Raw genomic sequence first — 17836 nt, 5'->3', positions numbered from 1 at the left:
TCTATTTGCGACTAGTTTAGAAAGTAAAAATATGATGAATGTTCCTTACAGCTCACCAGACGTATCACTTCCTCGAGATGGTGGCGAAATGTTAAACTTAAACAAATTACGACCAAAAAATGTGGTATTATTTTTTTATCCAAGGGACGCAACAGCAACATGTACTAAACAGGCAATTGCCTTTTCTCAAGCAAAAGAAGATTTCGAAAAACTCAATACCGTCATAATTGGAATTTCAAAAGATAATATAAAAAGCCATGAGAAGTTTATTTTAAAAAATGATCTTAAAATACCTCTACTTTCCGATGATAGAGCTGAAATTTGCGAGGCTTTCGACGTTTGGAAAGAAAAATCTATGTACGGTAAGACTTACATGGGAATTGAACGCTCCACCTTTTTAATAGATGGGAACGGCACTGTGGTAAAAGAATGGCGAAAAGTAAGAATTGATAATCATGTTACAGATGTGCTCAATGCAGTGAAGAACTTGTAAAATTTTGTGTTTACTCGTAACTTTTGTTTCTAATCATTTTAGTTTACATAAAGCTTATTAAGTAAAATATATCACCAAAGTCTATGTTACGTAAAATTCCTATATTTATCGAAAATTTCTGGAGCAATTATTTTCCCAGTAGGCAACTATTACTAAAAACGGGATCAGACACTAAATTTTTTACTCTCAGTTCATCAACTCAAGCTATAATTATCTTTGCAGTATTTATTTTTGTAGGTTGGTCACTTTTCTCTTCGCTAATATTTACTTTCAAAGCGCTGAATTTAGGGGTTAAAGAAGACTATTTCGCCAGATCAAACGTGAATTACGAAGATCGAATTGAACAAATATCAGATGAAAAATATTCATATTTCCAAAGAGTTAAAGATGCGGAAGCGAAACTGAGAGAAGCATTGGAAGCCATTGAAGACTTCCAGGTTGAGATAACAAGAGCACAAATACGAGAAGAAGAATTGCAATCAGGCATTCTGATACTACAAGACCTTATAAAACAAACAAAAAGTAATAACCTTGCGGGGTTAGAAGAACAAAAGAACCGCCGCAATAACGTGACTGGTCTGCAACAAGAGAATACTATCAACACACTACCACGAATTTCCATTCTACTGTCACTATTGGAGGAGACTGTCAAAGAGCGCGATGACATTAAAGCAAAATTAGTAAAAGCATTAAGAAAAGTTGATCAACTGTCATATAAAGCAGACTTGTCTCAACAAAACAACGAACAAATATTCAGACAAATTGAAGAAGCATTAGTAATATCAGTCAAACCATTGGAAAAAATGTTTAAATCTGTCGGCCTTGATTTAAACAGTATACTAAATGTTATAAGAAATACTTATTCTGGATATGGGGGGCCAAATCTACCAATTTCAAAACTCCCAATAGACAGCTTGACTGATGATGAAAAATTAGCGGCCGAGTTGGTAGACCAAATCTTAGAGCTCGGCGCTTGGCGAATAGCAGTGCAAAAAATACCATTTGCGCATCCCTTAAATGAAACTTTCAAATACACATCCGGTTTTGGACCGCGTTGGGGTACAATGCACTATGGTACTGATATGGCTGCAAAACAAGGGAGTGCAATCCTGGCCACAGCGGACGGTGTTATTAATTTCGCCGGGTGGGAAAAAGGTTATGGAAAATTAATAAAAATAAAACATGACTTCGGTTATGAAACGCGGTATGCTCACTTGTCAAAAATTAGTGTAAACGTGGGTCAAAGAATTTCTCAAGGCGATCGGATTGGCAAAATGGGTAATACTGGCAGATCAACCGGAACGCATTTGCACTATGAAATTCGAAGAAATGGTAAACCGATAAATCCAATGAAATACATCAGGGCTAGACAAAATGTTTTCTAAAACCAAAATTACAGACCAGAAAAAAAGTAGCGATGCTGCAACACCATTAGTATCAGACGCATCAAGTGAAGAAAAAGAGCTAACTTTTTCAGCTCCTTTTTCTCGATCTAAGCCTGCGGCATCTGTACTGTCGGAAGACTTAAAAGTGATTGGCAACATTAAAACCCTTGGTGATATTCAAGTGGAAGGCCTGGTAGAAGGAGATATTAGAGCTCATCTATTAACCATTGGTGAAAGCGCCACGATCAAAGGGGAAGTAGTTGCAGACGATGTCGTTATAAATGGTCGAATTGCTGGCCGTGTAAGAGGTTTAAAAGTAAGGCTCACATCTACCGCACGCGTAGAGGGAGACATAATCCATAAAACGATCGCAATTGAGTCTGGAGCGCACTTCGAAGGTTCAGTGCAAAGACAGGATGATCCCATTAACCAAAATGCAAAAAATAATAAAAATGAGGCAGCCTCACCCGACCCTTCTAAGATGAAGCAAATTTCGGCAAATGGGTCTGGCTCAAATCCCTCCTCACCAAAAATCATTTCATAAAATTTAGGTTTGAGCTTTTGGCCTGTAATATGTGATTGAAGACCTTGCTAAAAGGGCTTCCTTTTCAGATGATTTAACTAGCACCTCTCCAACAACTAAAGTTTTACCTAATTTTAAAAGATTACAGTCGGCAAATAGCTCCTCATCCATTGTAGGTTTTTTTAGAAAATCTATAGAACAATTTGTGGTCACGGCCAGAGGCTCCTTGCCAATATGTGCCAGAAGCAAAATATACATTCCGATATCAACAAGACTAAAAATCGTTGGACCGGAAACTGTTCCTCCTGGTCGCAAATTTTCTTGTGTGATATTTTGAGTAACTCTTGCATATCCCTGCTGCAGATCAACAATTCTATACCTATTAACTACCTGTGGAAAAACTTCGTCTAGGTAACTTGATAATTCTGAAATTGAAAATTGTAATTTCATTGATACCTCGGTACAAAAACTCTAATTACATATGAATTAAATCTAGAAAGAGAACAAGATGAGTCTGGTAGAGAGAATTGATCGCGGTGCAATCTGTAGGTTATTACTTAACCAGCCCAGTAGATTAAATGTACTTTCAGATAATTTACTGAATGCTCTACAAAAGGAACTTGATAGCATAAATAAAAGTAATAACATACGTTGTGTTATTATTTCAGGAGCTGGGAATGGTTTCTGCGCTGGTCATGATCTTAAGGAAATGACTAAGCAAAGGCAAAATCCTGATGGCGGAGTCGGTTATTTTCAGGATCTGTTTGTAAGATGCTCAAAAATGATGACTACTATTCAATCTTTACCACAACCTGTAATTGCACAAGTGCATGGCATTGCAACAGCTGCTGGTTGTCAACTTGTAGCAAGTTGTGATTTAGCAGTTGCAGATGAAAGTGCGCGCTTTGGCGTAAACGGCGTTAATATTGGACTGTTTTGTTCCACACCAATGGTAGCTCTAACACGAGCCGTTGGACGCAAAAAAGCTTTCGAGATGCTTGTGACGGGGCAATTTATTGAAGCGAAAGAAGCAAAGGAAATTGGTTTAATCAACAAGGTTTCTAAAATTGGTAAACTGGAAGAGACAGCAGATGAATTAGCGTTGCAAATAGCTAGTAAACTGGGTGATGCAGTTAAAATAGGGAAAGAGGCATTCTACAAACAAGGTGAAATGGGCATAAATGATGCCTACTGTTATACTGGTGCTGTGATGGCCGAAAATATGATGTTCGAGCAAACAAAGAAGGGAATTAACCTTTTCTTAAATAAGAAAATACCAGAATGGGACCAATGATCTCATTAATCAATTACATTGCAGGTAAAATATGAAGACCTCAAAAATCCTTACAATTATTGGTGGCGGAATGGCAGGGTGTGAGGCTGCATGGCAAGCTGCTAATATGGGAGTTAGGGTCAATTTGTATGAAATGAGGCCGAAAGTAAAAACATTTGCACATAATACAGATTATTTGGGTGAAATGGTTTGTTCGAACTCCTTTAGGTCAGACGATAACGAATACAATGCCGTTGGCCTTCTGCAATGGGAAATGTACGAAGGGAATGGCTTAATTATTAAATCTGCACTTGATAATAGACTTCCAGCCGGAGGTGCTTTGGCAGTTGATAGAGATAATTTTGCAAAATGCATCACAAATAAAATAAACCAACACCCTAATATAAGGGTAATTAACGATGAAAATGTCGAATTAGAACATTTTGATAAGGTAATCGTTGCGACAGGTCCATTAACCTCGAAAAGACTAGCAGATCGTATAAGAAAACTAACAGGCAATGATGCCTTATCATTTTATGATGCGATCGCCCCAATCGTATACAAAGACTCCATTGATATGTCCAAAGCATGGATGCAATCGCGATACGATAAGGGCGAAACAGAGCAAGAAAAAAAAGCATATTTAAACTGCCCAATGACAAAAATTCAGTATGAAAATTTTATAGATGCCTTATTGGAGGCCGAAAAAACTGAATTTCGCGACGAAGAACACATTGAATACTTTAATGGCTGCTTACCAATTGAAGTTATGGCAGAGCGTGGACGGGAAACCTTGAGGTTTGGACCAATGAAACCAGTTGGCTTAACAAACCCAAATAGCAAAGAAAAACCATATGCTGTCGTTCAATTGAGGAAAGACAATGCTATAGGCACACTGTATAATATCGTTGGTTTTCAAACAAAGATGAAATACGGAGCTCAAAAAAGCGTTTTTTCTATGATACCCGGGTTAGAAAATGCAAATTTTGCGCGATTGGGCGGGATTCACCGAAATACATTTCTAAACTCACCCCAATTATTAGATAGAGAAATGCGCTTAAAATCATCACCAAACATTAGATTTGCCGGACAAATAACAGGAGTTGAAGGCTATGTGGAAAGTGCCGCAATGGGATTGATTGCAGGTCGCTTTGCAGCAGCTGAGATTCTGGGCCTACAGAAAGATGAAGTCCCATCAAATACAGCCACTGGCGCACTTTTAAACCACATCTCAGGTGGGGCAGACCATAACTCTTTTCAACCAATGAATGTGAATTTTGGCCTGTTTGATCCGATTGACAGTTTGAAATCTGGCAGAAAAGCAAGAAAAACTAGATACAAAGCATATACTGATCGGGCGAAGTCCTTGTGGAAAGAGTGGGAAGCTAGCTGGCACTAGACATTAAGGAGGAAAAAGAGCTAAATCTTATGTATGTGTGCGGATTTTTTGGATAAGGTGTATAAGGCCGAATACAAAGACCCTAGAGATTTATATCGGGACTGGGCCGATACCTACGACAACGAGCTAGCTCAAAACGAATATACCACGCCCATTAGAACAGCCAAAGCATTAACAAAATTTGCTTCTAATAAGTCTATATCGATATTAGATTTTGGCTGCGGCACAGGTCTGTCTGCAGAAGCTCTCATTTCATGCGGATTTTCAAATATTGATGGCATTGATATTTCAAATGAAATGATTGAAATCGCCCGTGAAAAACGGATCTATAGAAACTTAGAGTGCTTTAATCCAGACAAAGGTATCCCAGTTAAAAAAAATGAGTATTCCATAATTACTGCCATCGGCGTAATAAGCGTCGGCGCAGCCCCAATTTCAATATTTGATGAAGTCTTCAATTTGCTTCCTAAAGATGGATTATTTGCTTTTTCGTTCAATGAACATTCTTTAATGGTCCCAGAATACTCTTTGAAAGTTGAACAAACAGTTAATGAAAAAAAAGCAGTGCAACTATTCTGCGAACTAGGACCGCACATTTTAAAACGAGATTTAAAGTCAATGGTATATATTATCAAAAAGTTATGACTTTTATAACTCGATTTGCACCATCACCAACGGGGCCTATGCATCTTGGACATGCTTACTCTGCAATGCTGGCTTATTATATTTCACAGGAAAACGACGGCGATTTTTATTTAAGGATTGAAGATTTAGACCAATCGAGAGCAAAAATTCAATGGGAAGAACAAATATATGAAGATCTTAGCTGGCTCGGCATAAAATGGAATAAGACTGTTTTAAGACAATCTGAAAGATTAGAACTTTATTTCACTGAAATGTTAAAGAAAGCTGAAAATTTTGGTCTTTTCATATGCAGATGTTCTCGCGGTGATATTGCCTCAATTACGTCAGCACCACATGGGGCGGATGGGCTAGTTTATCCGGGCACATGCCGAAATGGCAAACATAGCTTCTCAACGGAAATGCGAAAAAATCCAGATTTATTGCAAAGCAATATTCGCATGCACCCAATGCTCGATAAAACATCTTTCAATTTTCAAGAAAATATATTTCGGAAGAGCGAACCAGCTTTCACATTTTCTGAATTTAAAAAAAGTATCGGAGACGTTGTTTTATGGAGACGGGGTTATGCAGCCTACCATTTAGCTAGCGTTATAGACGATGCACATCAAGGTGTAACGGACGTCATAAGAGGAGAAGATTTATTCGAGGCAACAAAAATTCACGTCGTCATTCAGAATGTACTAGAGTTGCCGACACCTAAATATCATCATCATAGGTTAATCCTTGATGAGGCAGGCCATCGACTGGCAAAGAGAAGTGATGCGCAATCAATAAAAACGTACAGAGCACTTGGGTATACCCCTGAAGATATTAGGGAATTACTAGGGTTAGTCTAGAAAATAACAAACAAGTAAAACTAATCGATGACTAGTGCTCTAATATAACAGTCTCATTTTCATTAATTAATTTATTGAAAAAACAGCTTGTTCTGTTTGTGTGACATGCCGGTCCTTTTTGCCTAACCAGGAGTAAAATTGCATCATTATCACAATCAAAGCGAAGCTCTATTAACTCTTGGGTATGCCCAGAGGTAGCCCCTTTCTCCCACAGGGCACTACGAGAGCGAGACCAATAAGTAACACGCTTGGTCTCTAGGGTCTGCCGGATGGAGTCCACATTCATCCAAGCCAGCATTAAAACTGTTCCAGATTCAAAATCTTGAGTGATCGCAGGCATCAACCCCTTTTCATTAAATTTTAGCTGGCTTAATTCAAATTTCATTTTCATTCACTATATTGTTTTTATAATTATTGTATTATTTATATAACTGACAGCCGGGGTAAAAGAGTATATTTGGACAATGACGAATAATAACGACCTAATCGATTTATATTCTAAGCGAATATTAGCCTTAGCAGCCGACATTGAGCATACAAAAAGGTTGGATAACCCTCAGAGCACCGTAAAAAAACGATCTCCTATGTGTGGATCAATGGTGACAGTAGATATATGTCTAAATGAAAACAAAGTAGTTGATTATGGACATGAGGTAAAAGCCTGTGCACTTGGCCAAGCAGCCGCAAGCGTAATATCAAAATCAATTATTGGGAGTGATGTGGATCAAATACTTACTGCTCGTGAAGAATTGATTGATATGCTAACTAAAAATGGTTCTTCCCCTAATAAACCTTTTGAAGAGCTCGAAGTGCTACAACCTGCGAAAGATTTTAAAAATAGACACTCATCTATTCTCTTAACCTTTGATGCAATAGCAGATGCAATTGATGAAATAAATAAACCGGAGCCTATAAAAACATCCTAAATCTCAAATAAGATTTCATGATCCTAATTTAATAGAATGATGGTAAGTGAAGCCCGGCAAACAATATTAAAATCAAAGAAACACAACCGATAGCGTCTTTTACAAAACCAATCCCGTTACCTGATAAAATATTCTTAAGTTCAGTGCGCATAATTAGACCCTTTGTTTATGTTTTGTTCTTTTTTCACAAAAGGTTTCAAATGTAAAGAACTTTTTAAGAACATTTGGGGAATATTTAAATAATCTATCCTACGGATAATAAACGAAACGCTTGCTCTTGGCCTAGTAGCCAAAGCAAATTGCGGGATGCGTTACCTTTTTTTGTCAAACGCAAAGTTGGGTCTTTCTCAAGCAAAAGTCGAGCGTCCTTTTGAGCAATTTCAATTAAGTGTTCTTGATGATAGATGTCGGCAATTCTAAAACGCGGCAATCCCGATTGAGCAGTTCCAATCATATCCCCGGCTCCTCTCATTTGCAAATCAAGCTCAGCTATTTTGAACCCATCCTCAGTTTCTCGTAAAATACTTAGTCGTCTCTCACCATTTTCGCTTAATGGGGCCTTGTATAGAAGAATACAACTACTATCTGAGGTTCCCCTACCAACCCTCCCACGCAACTGATGCAATTGAGCTAAACCAAATTTTTCTGCATGCTCTATAACGATTATATTAGCGCTTGGGACGTCTACACCAACCTCGATCACCGTCGTCGAAACCAGAACTTTAATTTCTCCCTCACTAAACTTTTTCATAACTTCATCTTTTTCGTCAGAATTCATTTGACCATGGACTAGGCCTACTTCGCCTTCTCCTAAATTAGCTCGAAGAGCCTTAAAACGATCCTCAGCAGCCGTATATTCTAGAACCTCACTCTCCTCTATTAATGGGCAAACCCAATAAGCTTGATTTTTTTTATCGATTGCCTTTTTTAACTTTAATACAATTTCATTCACTCGATTATCGGAAATAATTACAGTTTTTACCGGTTTACGACCTGCTGGCTTGTCAGTTAAAACTGTGAGGTCCATTTCACCGTATTGCGATAACGCGAGCGATCTTGGTATTGGGGTCGCAGTCATGACTAACACATCTACACTTTGCCCTTTTTCACCTAGAGCCAATCTCTGCCGAACACCGAAACGATGCTGCTCATCTATTATTGCCAAACGCAAGTCTAAGAAATGAACACCAGATTGAAACACAGCATGAGTTCCGATCAAAATATGAATTTTGCCATCTAGTAGTGCTGCAAGCTTTCTATCTCTTTGTTTGCCCTTATCTCTTCCAGTTAAAGCGTCGACAACAACTCCCACTTTATTCCCTAGAGGGCGTAAATTCTCAAGATGTTGTTGAACCAAAATTTCCGTTGGGGCCATCAACACACCTTGCCCGCCAGCCTCAACAGCTGATAATAACGACAGAAAAGCAACAACTGTTTTTCCTGAGCCTACATCCCCCTGCAAAAGCCTGTTCATTTTGAAAGGTTTAGCTAAATCCTCTTTTATATCTTCTATGGAAACTTTTTGAGATTTTGTTAATTTAAAATCCAACTCATCTACGGCCGAGGCTACCAGATCACCAGTTCCGACTGTCTTGCGCCCAACCTTTTTCCGATTATTAACCCGCGCAATCGCAAGCGTCAGTTGGTGCGCATAAAGTTCGTCATATGATAGGCGTTCCCGAGCGGGGTAACTTGGAGCAACTGCTTCTTGTGAGGTTGGTTCATGCACGAGTTTTAAAGCTTGCCTCCAATCTGGCCATGACCTGCTCTTCTTCAAACTTGGATCAATCCATTCTTCAAGTTCAGGCAACAATTGAAGTGCTGAATGTAATGACTTGCGCATGATTTTTTGAGTGATACCCGCAGTTAAAGGATAAATTGCTTGGAACCTCTCAATTTTTATCTTTTCTGAAGGTTGAACGATATATTCAGGATGCACGACCTGCTGAATACCATCAAATAATTCGAGTTTTCCAGAAATAATTCGTTTTTCTCCAACCGGTAAAACCTTATTTAAATGATCCTTTCGAGCATGAAAAAAAACTAAATTGAAACTTACCTCTTGATCTTGCACGATGACTTTATAAGCAGTTTGTTTGGATCGCCCCGGCTGATGTTTTAGAACAGTCACTTCAACCACAACATATCTGCCTGAGGGGTACATAAAAACTGTATCCACTAATTCTCGCTTTATGCCTGAGATTGGCAATGTGAGAATTAAATCTAAAGGCTTCTCGATTAATAGCCCTCTCATTTTTCTTTCAATACCGGGGCCAATACCTTCTAAACTGGTTAAAGATTTATGAAGAGGGAATAGTATCTCCGGACGATTAGTCATCTCTTTTCAACCAGAGAAAGCCAATCATCCTCATTAATTATTTCTACACCGAGTTCAGTTGCCTTCTTGGCTTTTGAACCAGCGCCGGGACCAGCTACTACCAAATCAGTATTCGAAGAAACAGAACCTGCAACCTTTGCCCCTAACTGTTCTGCTGAAACCTTGGCTTCGTCTCTGCTCATACGCTCCAGTTTACCGGTGAATACAATTATTTTATTTGCAATAGGGCTATCTGAAACTTCATGAACGGGAAAATCCTTAATCGATAGCTGCTTCACTAATCTGTCAATACTCGTACGTTGAGGGCCAGGTGAAAAAGCCTCAACTAACGAATGAACCATTACATTGCCAACCCCATCAATCGACAAAAGCTTTTCCAATTCATCAGTTTTACTGTTTCCGACACGCTCCATAGAACTTATAAAATCAGTCCAATTAAGGTAATGTGCAGCAAGCAACTTAGCAGCAGTTTCACCAACATGCCGTATGCCTAGGCTGAAAAGTAGAACTGCGAAGTCAATTTCTTTCTTTGAATTAATAGCTTCAAAAAGATTTGCAGCACTTTTCTCACCCCATCCCAGCCTATCTTTTAGCTTTACTGGGTTTGTTTCATCACGTTCTTGAATGGTAAAAATATCTGCTGGCTCACGAATTGATAAATCTACATCATTGAAGAACATCTCAATTTGTTTTGCCCCTAATCCCTCAATATCAAGTGCTTTACGAGAGACGAAATGCTTTAAACGCTCAATGGCCTGTGCCGGACAAATAAGACCCCCGCTGCATCTACGAACAGCGTCACCCACCTCCCTTAAAGCTGCTGAACCACATTCTGGACAAACAGTTGGAAATTCGAACTTTTCCGATTTCTCTTCTCTCTTTGAATGGTCCACATCGGATATCTTGGGTATTACGTCTCCAGCTCGATAAATCTGAACCGAGTCTCCAATACGGATATCTTTCCCATCTCTTATTGGCTTTCCAACATTATCAAAACCGGAAATATAATCTTCGTTGTGCAAAGTTGCATTCGATACCACCACTCCACCTACTGTCACAGGGAGGAGCCGAGCGACAGGGCTCAAAGCGCCTGTGCGACCAATTTGGATTTCTATAGATAAAATTTGAGTCCAGGCTTTTTCAGCAGCAAATTTATGAGCAATTGCCCAACGTGGCGTAGTCGTTCTAAATCCTAATCTTCTTTGGGCCTCAAGGTTGTTTACCTTATAAACAATGCCATCGATATCATAATCTAAAGAAGCTCTTTGTTTTTCTATCTTTTCATAATATTTGATCAGATCTTCAACTTTTTGAAAAGTTTCAGTAAGCGGATTAGTAGAAAATCCAAACTCCGCGAGCTTGCTAATTGCTAAATATTGACTAGAAGCAAAATGCTCTGAAATTGATCCCCAAGAATACGCGAAAAACCGCAGTGGTCTTTCCTTTGTAATAAGCGGATCTAGTTGCCTAAGAGACCCTGCTGCTGCGTTTCTCGGGTTAGCAAAAACTTTGGCACCCGCTGACACCTGTCTAGCATTTAAGTCATTAAAATCTTTGTGTCCTATATACACTTCTCCGCGAACTTCCAAAAGTTTAGGCGCATTTATTAGTGTGTGAGGTATGTCAGCGATCGTTTTTGCATTTTCAGTTACATTTTCACCGACAGAGCCGTCACCCCTTGTGGACGCTAATACCAATCGTCCATCTTCATATCTTATGCTGAGTGATAGGCCATCAATTTTAGGCTCGGCAGTGTATTCCAAGTTTTGACTACCCGACATATTTAGGTACTTTTTCAATCTCTCATCAAAACTTACTATATCATCTTCACTAAATGCATTACTTAGTGACATCATTTTGACTTCATGAACGACCTTTGCGAAAGCATTAGAGACCGTGGAGCCAATTTGATCAGATGGGCTATTTACTAACTTTAAATGAGGGAAAAGATCTTCAATTTCTTTATTGCGAACTTTGAGCCGATCATATTCAGCATCGGAAATTTTAGGATCATCAAGTTCATGATAATTTTTATCAGCATCCTTTATTTCTTTAGCCAATATTTTTAATTCTATTTCCGCTTCATGCTCGGACAGATCTAAAATATTTTTATTTCTGATCACCTTCAAACCTTCTTATTCAAAAATAATTTTTACTTTAAATCCTATCTATCTCAAAGATAAAAAAAACTTCATTATCCTTTAATAGTATTAACTTAAGTGAACAATTACCATCGAAAGGTAGATTACTAGAACATTAATGAAACCTACAGTCACTGATTATTTTCTTTAGTTGTTTATGCCAACTAAAATTGATGAGGATCAATAAATTTTGTATATTTCTTGGCTGTTAAATTAGTTAATTACACTATATTTATCACATAGTAGGGCCAAATAGTCTTAGGAACAGCTACCTTATGGGATTACAGAAATTAAATTCTTTAGGTTTTAAAAAACCAGAGGCTGAAACAAGAGTAGTTGTTGCAATGTCGGGAGGCGTTGATAGCTCAGTGGTAGCAGCAATGCTTAAATCAGAGGGTTATGATGTTATTGGTGTAACACTGCAACTTTACGATCATGGCGCTGCATTATCAAAAAAAGGAGCCTGTTGTGCTGGTATTGATATTCACGACGCACGACGCATCGCGGAAAAATTAAATTTCCCTCATTACGTTTTAAACTATGAGAATGTATTCAAGGAACAGGTAATTGATGAATTCGCTGAAAGTTACCTGGCCGGAGCTACGCCGGTACCGTGTATAAGATGCAATGAACGCATAAAATTTAAAGACCTTTTAGAAACTGCAAGAGATTTAAACGCAGATTGTATGGCAACCGGCCATTACATACGCCGCACTCAAGGCATTAATAAGGCGGAATTACATTGCGCTGCGGATTATTCTAGAGACCAAAGTTACTTTTTATTCTCCACCACAAATGAGCAACTTGAATTCCTAAGATTTCCATTGGGAAGTCTTGGTTCAAAAAAAGAAACTCGGATGCTTGCCAAAAAATTTAATCTAAGTGTGTCCGATAAACCAGATAGCCAAGATATTTGTTTCGTGCCCAATGGAAATTATGCGTCTGTCATCGAAAAACTGCGTCCAGAAGCTATGGATCCTGGTGAGATTGTGGATCATGAGGGAAATTTTGTGGGAACCCACCAGGGCGTAATTCATTACACCGTAGGACAAAGACGTGGCTTGGGCATTGGAGGTTTAGAAAAACCACTATATGTTATCAAATTAGACGTAGAAGAAAAAAAGGTGATTGTAGGACCTAAAGCTCTTTTAAAAACTACTCATGTACCTATTGAGCAGATAAACTGGTTGGGAGATGGGTCCCTTCAGAGCAAAAAAGAGTGGTATTTATCAGTGAAAGTTCGCTCAACTAGACCACCTAGTGAGGCAATTTTAAGACCAATTAACGACTATTCTGCCTCTGTTGAACTAATTACTCCAGAAGAAGGCGTTTCACCTGGACAGGCCTGCGTATTTTACGAGCGAAGCGGAACTCGGGTACTTGGCGGCGGTTGGATTACTCGATCAAAAAATTGATTTGAAGATCACTTAAAGCTGCGAGTATTGGTAAAAGTGTACTCTGTCATTTGTTTGTATATTTCTCCGGCCCTTAAGAATGCATTCGGGAACCCCTCGTTATTTGGGCTATCTGGCCAAAGTTGTGGTTCTAAGGCGATTCCTTGAAATGGCTTCAAAGGAGGATTAAGAGACGAGCCAGTATAAACTTGTAAACCCGGCTCTGTTGTAGATAGAACCATTTTGCATCCAGAAGCTACCAACTCTGCAACCTCACGCAGCTCAGTCACGCTGGAAGAAAAACAAAAATTGTTATCTAACGAAGCTACAGCCCCGCGCTGATCTGAAAGTTTGGTCTCTCTTCGAAAATCAAACTTTGACCCACCAACGTTTATTAATCTTCCAGTGGGTAATTTATTATTATCGATCTCAACAATTTCATCAGATTTAACCAAAAGGTAATGGTTTTTTAAGTTACCGGAGTAATCTAAATTGAAGTAACTATGATTGGTAAAGTTACACAGGCTTATTTGAGGAGTTCTGGCTTCGATAATTATTTTTAATTTAGCGCCATCTAACTCGTATCTCACCTTTACAGACAAACTTCCGCCAAACCCCATGTCCCCATCATTGAATTGATATGACAGTTCAACAAAATCATCATCATAGTTCTCTATTTTCCAAGGCCCATTATGGCAGGATTGAGAGCCACCGTGCAGGGTTGTCGAAAATTCGTTTTTATCTAGTTCGAATTTCTTAGATTCAAAAAAATATTGACCATTGGAAATACGATTAGCATATCGTCCAATTATTACGCCTAAGTAGTTCTTATCAGAAAAATAATCTTGGAGCGAAGCATATCCTAGAACTATAGAATTTTCAAAACCACTGAACCTAAGATCTTTGAGAGTTGCGCCAAAATTAAGTATTTCGGCCTGCAATATGTCGCTCTCTAAACTAATCGAAAAGACATCAAAGCCTTGATTATGTGTTCCTATTTTTGAAATGCCTGGCATTTAGCAAAATAAATTTTGTCTGTAATTTCTTTTGACCAATACTAAAAACCTAAAGCTCCACAGAAAACAACTTATTACGTGCTTGTTGTAGTTTTTTAAAATCTTCTCCAGCATGATAGGATGAACGCGTTAAAGGAGTTGCAGATACCATTAAAAACCCTTTACCTAAAGCTGCTTTTTCATAAGATAAAAATTCATCTGGATTTACAAATCGATCAACTTTGTGGTGTTTAGGAGTGGGCTGCAAGTATTGGCCTATAGTTAAAAAATCTATGTCTGCCGCCCTCATATCATCCATAACCTGAAGCACTGCCTGTCTGTCTTCACCCAAGCCGACCATTATCCCTGACTTAGTGAACATCGTTGGGGCTATTTCCTTTACCCGCTGAAGTAGACGTAGAGAATGAAAATATCGAGCCCCTGGCCTAACTTCAGGATACAGACCAGGAACTGTCTCCAAATTATGGTTAAAAACGTCTGGAGATGCGTTAACAACAATTTCTAAAACAGTCTCGTCACACTTCAGAAAATCTGGTGTCAGTATTTCGATCGTCGTATTGGGACATTTATTTCGAATAGCTTTTATTGTCTTTGCAAAATGCTGCGCACCACCATCCTCCAAATCATCTCTATCAACTGACGTAATAACTACATGACTTAACCCAAGCTTTTGAACCGTATCCGCTACTTTAACAGGTTCAAAAACATCAAGTCCTTCTGGCCGTCCTGTGGCAATATTACAAAAAGTACAACCGCGTGTGCAAATGTCACCCATTATCATCATAGTTGCGTGCCCTTGGCTCCAACACTCACCAACATTGGGACACCCCGCCTCTTCACAGACAGTGACTAATCCATTCTCTCGGATCAAATTCTTTGTTTTTAAATACTCTTTACTCGTTGGTGCTTTAACCCGTATCCAACTCGGTTTTTTAGGTTGCTTATTATCCGACCGATGTGCTTTTTCCGGATGGCGCTCAGCTGGAATTTTTAAATTGCGCATTTTAACTCCTGTACTCCAACCAAATTTTATCAAATATTTTCATAAAGTGAAAATATTATATTACATACCAGCTATGCATCCTGGAAAAAGCACATATATCAGTCAATTTAAAGAAAACTATCAGGCATAGATGATTTTTTATTTGCAATGTATGTATCCAAAGCTTCTGAAATATCAGGGCTTAAAGTAGGCTTTTGGTAGTTTGCTAGCATTTGCTCTACTCTTAATGCAGCCAAATTCATGCTATCTTTTGCGCCTTCCTCTTCCCAAGTTTCAAAAGGTTTATAATCGAGCACCTCAGTACGCCAGAATGCTTCTTTAAAATTCGCTTGAGTATGCGCGCAACCGAGATAGTGTCCCCCAGGGCCAACCTCGTGTATCGCGTCTAACGCCTGATCATTTTCAGTTATACTCACACCTCTTGCGAGATGGTGTAAAATACCTAACTGATCTGCATCTAAAACAAATTTTTCAAAAGATGAGACCAAACCACCTTCTAACCAGCCACACGCGTGCAACATAAAATTCACGCCACCAAGAAGCGCTGCGTTCAAGGTGTGCGTCGTTTCGTATGCTGCCTGAGCGTCTGGCAGTTTAGATCCACAAAGACTTCCACCAGAGCGAAACGGCAAATTGAAGCGCCTAGCTAGCTGCCCCGCTCCGTATAAAATTTGAGATGCTTCTGGAGTTCCAAAAGTTGGGGCACCAGAATTCATATCGATCGAAGACACAAAAGCGCCAAAAATAACTGGCGCACCTGGTCTTACTAACTGAGAATAGCTAATCCCGGCCATTACTTCCGCCAGTACCTGCGTCAAAGTTCCAGCAACAGAAACTGGCGCCATAGCTCCCCCAACAATAAAGGGCGAGACTATACAGGCTTGATTGTTCTTGGAGTAAATTTCTAATGCGCCCATCATAACATCATCAAAGGTCATGGGTGAGTTGATATTTATCAACGAAGTCATTACTGCGTTCTCTTGAACAAAGTCTTTACCAAATAATATTTCACACATCTCAACGCTATCTTGTGCACGGCTTGGCTCGGTAACCGACCCCATAAACGGCTTATCTGATAAAGTCATATGAGCATGGAGCATATCTAAATGTCTTTTGTTTACCGGGATGTCGGTCGGTTCACATACTGTTCCCCCAGAATGATGCAGCCACTTCGACATGTATCCTAGTTTAACAAATTTTTTGAAATCATCCATTGTCGCATAGCGACGTCCACCCTGAAGATCCCTCACAAAGGGAGGACCGTAAACAGGAGCGCATACTAAGCTGTTACCCCCAATCGCGACATTCTTTGAGGGATTTCTCGCATACTGAACATATTTGCTTGGAGCGGTGCTCATTAGACTTTTGGCTAACCCCTTTGGCAGCCTCACTCTTTCTCCATCAACTTCAGCACCAGCATCCTGCCAACGTTTAAGCGCTGCAGGATTATTTACAAAATTAACTCCAACATCTTCTAGTATTGCTTCTGCATTCGTCTCAATTATCTCCAACGCTTCATCATTTAAAACATTAAACAATGGAATGTTGCGCTCAATATACTTGGCAGTCTCAAAATTTACGGATGTACGCTCCGCTCTCCGTGCTGCTCCACCACCACCACGAGAGCGTCTTTTCACTGCCTTAGAGTCAGACATTACCTAGCGCCTTTCAATTTTTGTATGCGTTAAGGTTCTATAATCCAATGTTAAAATCCCATATGAAATTTACGGCTAATCAGACGTGAAAGCGACATTTTAACGAAACTTGATTAAGTTGATCAAAATGACTGCAAAAAATCCTGTTTTGAAAGTTTGTTATCATAATAACGCGACGCTACTTGCGTCAATCGAACGTTAAGCTTATTAGCCTCAACATGCAAAATCACCAACGCTTACTTATTATAGATTTCGGTAGCCAAGTTACTCAACTAATCGCCAGGCGTTTAAGAGAACTGTCAATATATTGTGAAATACACCCATTCCAAAATGTTACTAAAAAATTTCTACAAGAGTTTAAAGCTGAAGCCATTATTTTATCAGGTGGACCATCTAGTATCACTGACGAAAATTCACCGAAACCGCCTAATTTAGTTTTCGAACTAGATATACCAGTCCTTGGTATTTGTTATGGACAACAGGTAATGATGGCGATGCTAGGAGGTCACGTAGATAAAGGGATCGGCACTGCCGAATTTGGTAGAGCTATTTTGCATAAGACAGATCGTGAAACGCCATTACTTGAGGGGTGGTTTTCAACAAATCAAGAACAAGTATGGATGAGCCACGGTGATCATGTCAGTAAGATTGCGCCAGGCTTTGAAGTATTTGCTACTTCTCAAAATGCACCTTTTGCAATCATAGCAAATCATGAGCGAAAGCTGTACGCAGTTCAATTTCACCCTGAAGTTCATCATACTCCCAAGGGCTCAACACTTTTGGAAAACTTTTGCCGCATAGCCGGCTTT

Annotated in this window: 18 protein-coding genes; 10 read left to right on the top strand and 8 right to left on the bottom strand. The window is 39.2% G+C overall.

Translation table 11 applies throughout. The features are described from left to right. Positions 1–31 precede the first annotated feature (31 nt). The 3 genes from ACTF5Q_RS10580 to ACTF5Q_RS10570 all read left to right on the top strand — a co-directional run bounded on the left by ACTF5Q_RS10580 (position 32) and on the right by ACTF5Q_RS10570 (position 2422). Positions 32–493 (top strand): peroxiredoxin, encoded by a 462-nt coding sequence (locus ACTF5Q_RS10580; protein ID WP_438954580.1) that lies wholly within the window; start codon positions 32–34, stop codon positions 491–493. 83 nt (positions 494–576) lie between these two features. Then, the gene (locus tag ACTF5Q_RS10575) at positions 577–1878 is read left to right on the top strand and encodes a DUF5930 domain-containing protein (protein WP_438954579.1); all 1302 of its coding nucleotides are present in this window, start codon (positions 577–579) and stop codon (positions 1876–1878) included. Continuing rightward, on the top strand, positions 1868–2422 hold the full coding sequence (locus ACTF5Q_RS10570; RefSeq protein WP_438954578.1) for a bactofilin family protein: 555 nt from the start codon (positions 1868–1870) through the stop codon (positions 2420–2422). Before ACTF5Q_RS10575 ends, ACTF5Q_RS10570 begins: the two co-directional genes overlap by 11 nt. Positions 2423–2425: 3 nt before the next feature. Here ACTF5Q_RS10570 and ACTF5Q_RS10565 read toward each other — a convergent pair whose 3' ends face one another. Next, positions 2426–2851, bottom strand: coding sequence for a PaaI family thioesterase (locus ACTF5Q_RS10565; RefSeq protein WP_438954577.1), 426 nt, complete (start codon positions 2849–2851; stop codon positions 2426–2428). A 58-nt stretch (positions 2852–2909) separates the two neighbouring features. Between ACTF5Q_RS10565 and ACTF5Q_RS10560 the strand changes: the two genes are divergently transcribed. The 4 genes from ACTF5Q_RS10560 to gluQRS are packed head-to-tail and all read left to right on the top strand — an operon-like array spanning position 2910 to position 6554. Further along, positions 2910–3695 (top strand): enoyl-CoA hydratase, encoded by a 786-nt coding sequence (locus tag ACTF5Q_RS10560; RefSeq protein WP_438954576.1) that lies wholly within the window; start codon positions 2910–2912, stop codon positions 3693–3695. 31 nt (positions 3696–3726) lie between these two features. Continuing rightward, positions 3727–5073 carry a methylenetetrahydrofolate--tRNA-(uracil(54)-C(5))-methyltransferase (FADH(2)-oxidizing) TrmFO gene (gene trmFO / locus ACTF5Q_RS10555; protein WP_438954575.1) on the top strand — a complete coding sequence of 449 codons (1347 nt, stop codon included), beginning with the start codon at positions 3727–3729 and terminating at the stop codon, positions 5071–5073. 57 nt (positions 5074–5130) lie between these two features. Beyond that, positions 5131–5718 carry a class I SAM-dependent DNA methyltransferase gene (locus ACTF5Q_RS10550; protein ID WP_438954625.1) on the top strand — a complete coding sequence of 196 codons (588 nt, stop codon included), beginning with the start codon at positions 5131–5133 and terminating at the stop codon, positions 5716–5718. Further along, positions 5715–6554, top strand: coding sequence for a tRNA glutamyl-Q(34) synthetase GluQRS (gluQRS, locus tag ACTF5Q_RS10545; RefSeq protein ID WP_438954574.1), 840 nt, complete (start codon positions 5715–5717; stop codon positions 6552–6554). Before ACTF5Q_RS10550 ends, gluQRS begins: the two co-directional genes overlap by 4 nt. A gap of 31 nt (positions 6555–6585) precedes the next feature. Here gluQRS and hisI read toward each other — a convergent pair whose 3' ends face one another. Beyond that, entirely contained in the window at positions 6586–6939 is a 354-nt protein-coding gene (gene hisI, locus ACTF5Q_RS10540) for a phosphoribosyl-AMP cyclohydrolase (protein ID WP_438954573.1), read from the bottom strand. 79 nt (positions 6940–7018) lie between these two features. On the opposite strand from hisI, the gene ACTF5Q_RS10535 reads away from it, so the two are divergent. Continuing rightward, positions 7019–7480 carry an iron-sulfur cluster assembly scaffold protein gene (locus ACTF5Q_RS10535; protein WP_438954572.1) on the top strand — a complete coding sequence of 154 codons (462 nt, stop codon included), beginning with the start codon at positions 7019–7021 and terminating at the stop codon, positions 7478–7480. A 28-nt stretch (positions 7481–7508) separates the two neighbouring features. On the opposite strand, the gene ACTF5Q_RS10530 is transcribed toward ACTF5Q_RS10535, so the two are convergent. The 3 genes from ACTF5Q_RS10530 to ligA all read right to left on the bottom strand — a co-directional run bounded on the left by ACTF5Q_RS10530 (position 7509) and on the right by ligA (position 11941). Next, positions 7509–7631 carry a hypothetical protein gene (locus ACTF5Q_RS10530; RefSeq protein ID WP_438954571.1) on the bottom strand — a complete coding sequence of 41 codons (123 nt, stop codon included), beginning with the start codon at positions 7629–7631 and terminating at the stop codon, positions 7509–7511. 93 nt (positions 7632–7724) lie between these two features. Beyond that, a complete protein-coding gene (recG, locus tag ACTF5Q_RS10525; protein WP_438954570.1) occupies positions 7725–9818 on the bottom strand; it encodes an ATP-dependent DNA helicase RecG in 2094 nt (697 codons plus the stop codon). After that, entirely contained in the window at positions 9815–11941 is a 2127-nt protein-coding gene (ligA, locus tag ACTF5Q_RS10520; RefSeq protein WP_438954569.1) for an NAD-dependent DNA ligase LigA, read from the bottom strand. Before ligA ends, recG begins: the two co-directional genes overlap by 4 nt. A 293-nt stretch (positions 11942–12234) precedes the next feature. Between ligA and mnmA the strand changes: the two genes are divergently transcribed. Continuing rightward, positions 12235–13374: a tRNA 2-thiouridine(34) synthase MnmA gene (gene mnmA, locus ACTF5Q_RS10515; RefSeq protein ID WP_438954568.1), complete on the top strand. Its 1140-nt coding sequence runs from the start codon at positions 12235–12237 to the stop codon at positions 13372–13374. Between the two features lie 8 nt (positions 13375–13382). On the opposite strand, the gene ACTF5Q_RS10510 is transcribed toward mnmA, so the two are convergent. From ACTF5Q_RS10510 to ACTF5Q_RS10500, 3 genes are all read right to left on the bottom strand, one after another. Beyond that, complete coding sequence (locus ACTF5Q_RS10510) at positions 13383–14369, bottom strand: aldose epimerase family protein (RefSeq protein WP_438954567.1); 987 nt, start codon at positions 14367–14369, stop codon at positions 13383–13385. Positions 14370–14418: 49 nt separating this feature from the next. Further along, complete coding sequence (lipA, locus tag ACTF5Q_RS10505; protein ID WP_438954566.1) at positions 14419–15372, bottom strand: lipoyl synthase; 954 nt, start codon at positions 15370–15372, stop codon at positions 14419–14421. Positions 15373–15479: 107 nt separating this feature from the next. After that, positions 15480–17027, bottom strand: a complete 1548-nt coding sequence (locus tag ACTF5Q_RS10500; protein WP_438954565.1) for a trimethylamine methyltransferase family protein — start codon at positions 17025–17027, stop codon at positions 15480–15482. A 218-nt stretch (positions 17028–17245) separates the two neighbouring features. On the opposite strand from ACTF5Q_RS10500, the gene guaA reads away from it, so the two are divergent. Beyond that, positions 17246–17836, top strand: a 591-nt coding sequence (gene guaA / locus ACTF5Q_RS10495; protein ID WP_438954564.1) for a glutamine-hydrolyzing GMP synthase, incomplete at its 3' end; no start/stop codon positions are given.

Source organism: Candidatus Salinivivens marinus (assembly GCF_965655845.1).
Classification (GTDB): domain Bacteria; phylum Pseudomonadota; class Alphaproteobacteria; order Rhodobacterales; family Rhodobacteraceae; genus Salinivivens; species Salinivivens marinus.
Note: the sequence above shows the minus strand (reverse complement) of the source record. Positions and strands in the feature narration are given on the sequence as shown.

What these genes read in the sequence shown, in the direction of transcription:
- ACTF5Q_RS10580 (WP_438954580.1), top strand. Translation starts at nt 32, where the DNA reads ATGATGAATGTTCCTTACAGCTCACCAGACGTATCACTTCCTCGAGAT.
- ACTF5Q_RS10575 (WP_438954579.1), top strand. Translation starts at nt 577, where the DNA reads ATGTTACGTAAAATTCCTATATTTATCGAAAATTTCTGGAGCAATTAT.
- ACTF5Q_RS10570 (WP_438954578.1), top strand. Translation starts at nt 1,868, where the DNA reads ATGTTTTCTAAAACCAAAATTACAGACCAGAAAAAAAGTAGCGATGCT.
- ACTF5Q_RS10565 (WP_438954577.1), bottom strand. Translation starts at nt 2,851, where the DNA reads ATGAAATTACAATTTTCAATTTCAGAATTATCAAGTTACCTAGACGAA.
- ACTF5Q_RS10560 (WP_438954576.1), top strand. Translation starts at nt 2,910, where the DNA reads ATGAGTCTGGTAGAGAGAATTGATCGCGGTGCAATCTGTAGGTTATTA.
- trmFO (WP_438954575.1), top strand. Translation starts at nt 3,727, where the DNA reads ATGAAGACCTCAAAAATCCTTACAATTATTGGTGGCGGAATGGCAGGG.
- gluQRS (WP_438954574.1), top strand. Translation starts at nt 5,715, where the DNA reads ATGACTTTTATAACTCGATTTGCACCATCACCAACGGGGCCTATGCAT.
- hisI (WP_438954573.1), bottom strand. Translation starts at nt 6,939, where the DNA reads ATGAAATTTGAATTAAGCCAGCTAAAATTTAATGAAAAGGGGTTGATG.
- ACTF5Q_RS10535 (WP_438954572.1), top strand. Translation starts at nt 7,019, where the DNA reads ATGACGAATAATAACGACCTAATCGATTTATATTCTAAGCGAATATTA.
- ACTF5Q_RS10530 (WP_438954571.1), bottom strand. Translation starts at nt 7,631, where the DNA reads ATGCGCACTGAACTTAAGAATATTTTATCAGGTAACGGGATTGGTTTT.
- recG (WP_438954570.1), bottom strand. Translation starts at nt 9,818, where the DNA reads ATGACTAATCGTCCGGAGATACTATTCCCTCTTCATAAATCTTTAACC.
- mnmA (WP_438954568.1), top strand. Translation starts at nt 12,235, where the DNA reads ATGGGATTACAGAAATTAAATTCTTTAGGTTTTAAAAAACCAGAGGCT.
- ACTF5Q_RS10510 (WP_438954567.1), bottom strand. Translation starts at nt 14,369, where the DNA reads ATGCCAGGCATTTCAAAAATAGGAACACATAATCAAGGCTTTGATGTC.
- lipA (WP_438954566.1), bottom strand. Translation starts at nt 15,372, where the DNA reads ATGCGCAATTTAAAAATTCCAGCTGAGCGCCATCCGGAAAAAGCACAT.
- ACTF5Q_RS10500 (WP_438954565.1), bottom strand. Translation starts at nt 17,027, where the DNA reads ATGTCTGACTCTAAGGCAGTGAAAAGACGCTCTCGTGGTGGTGGTGGA.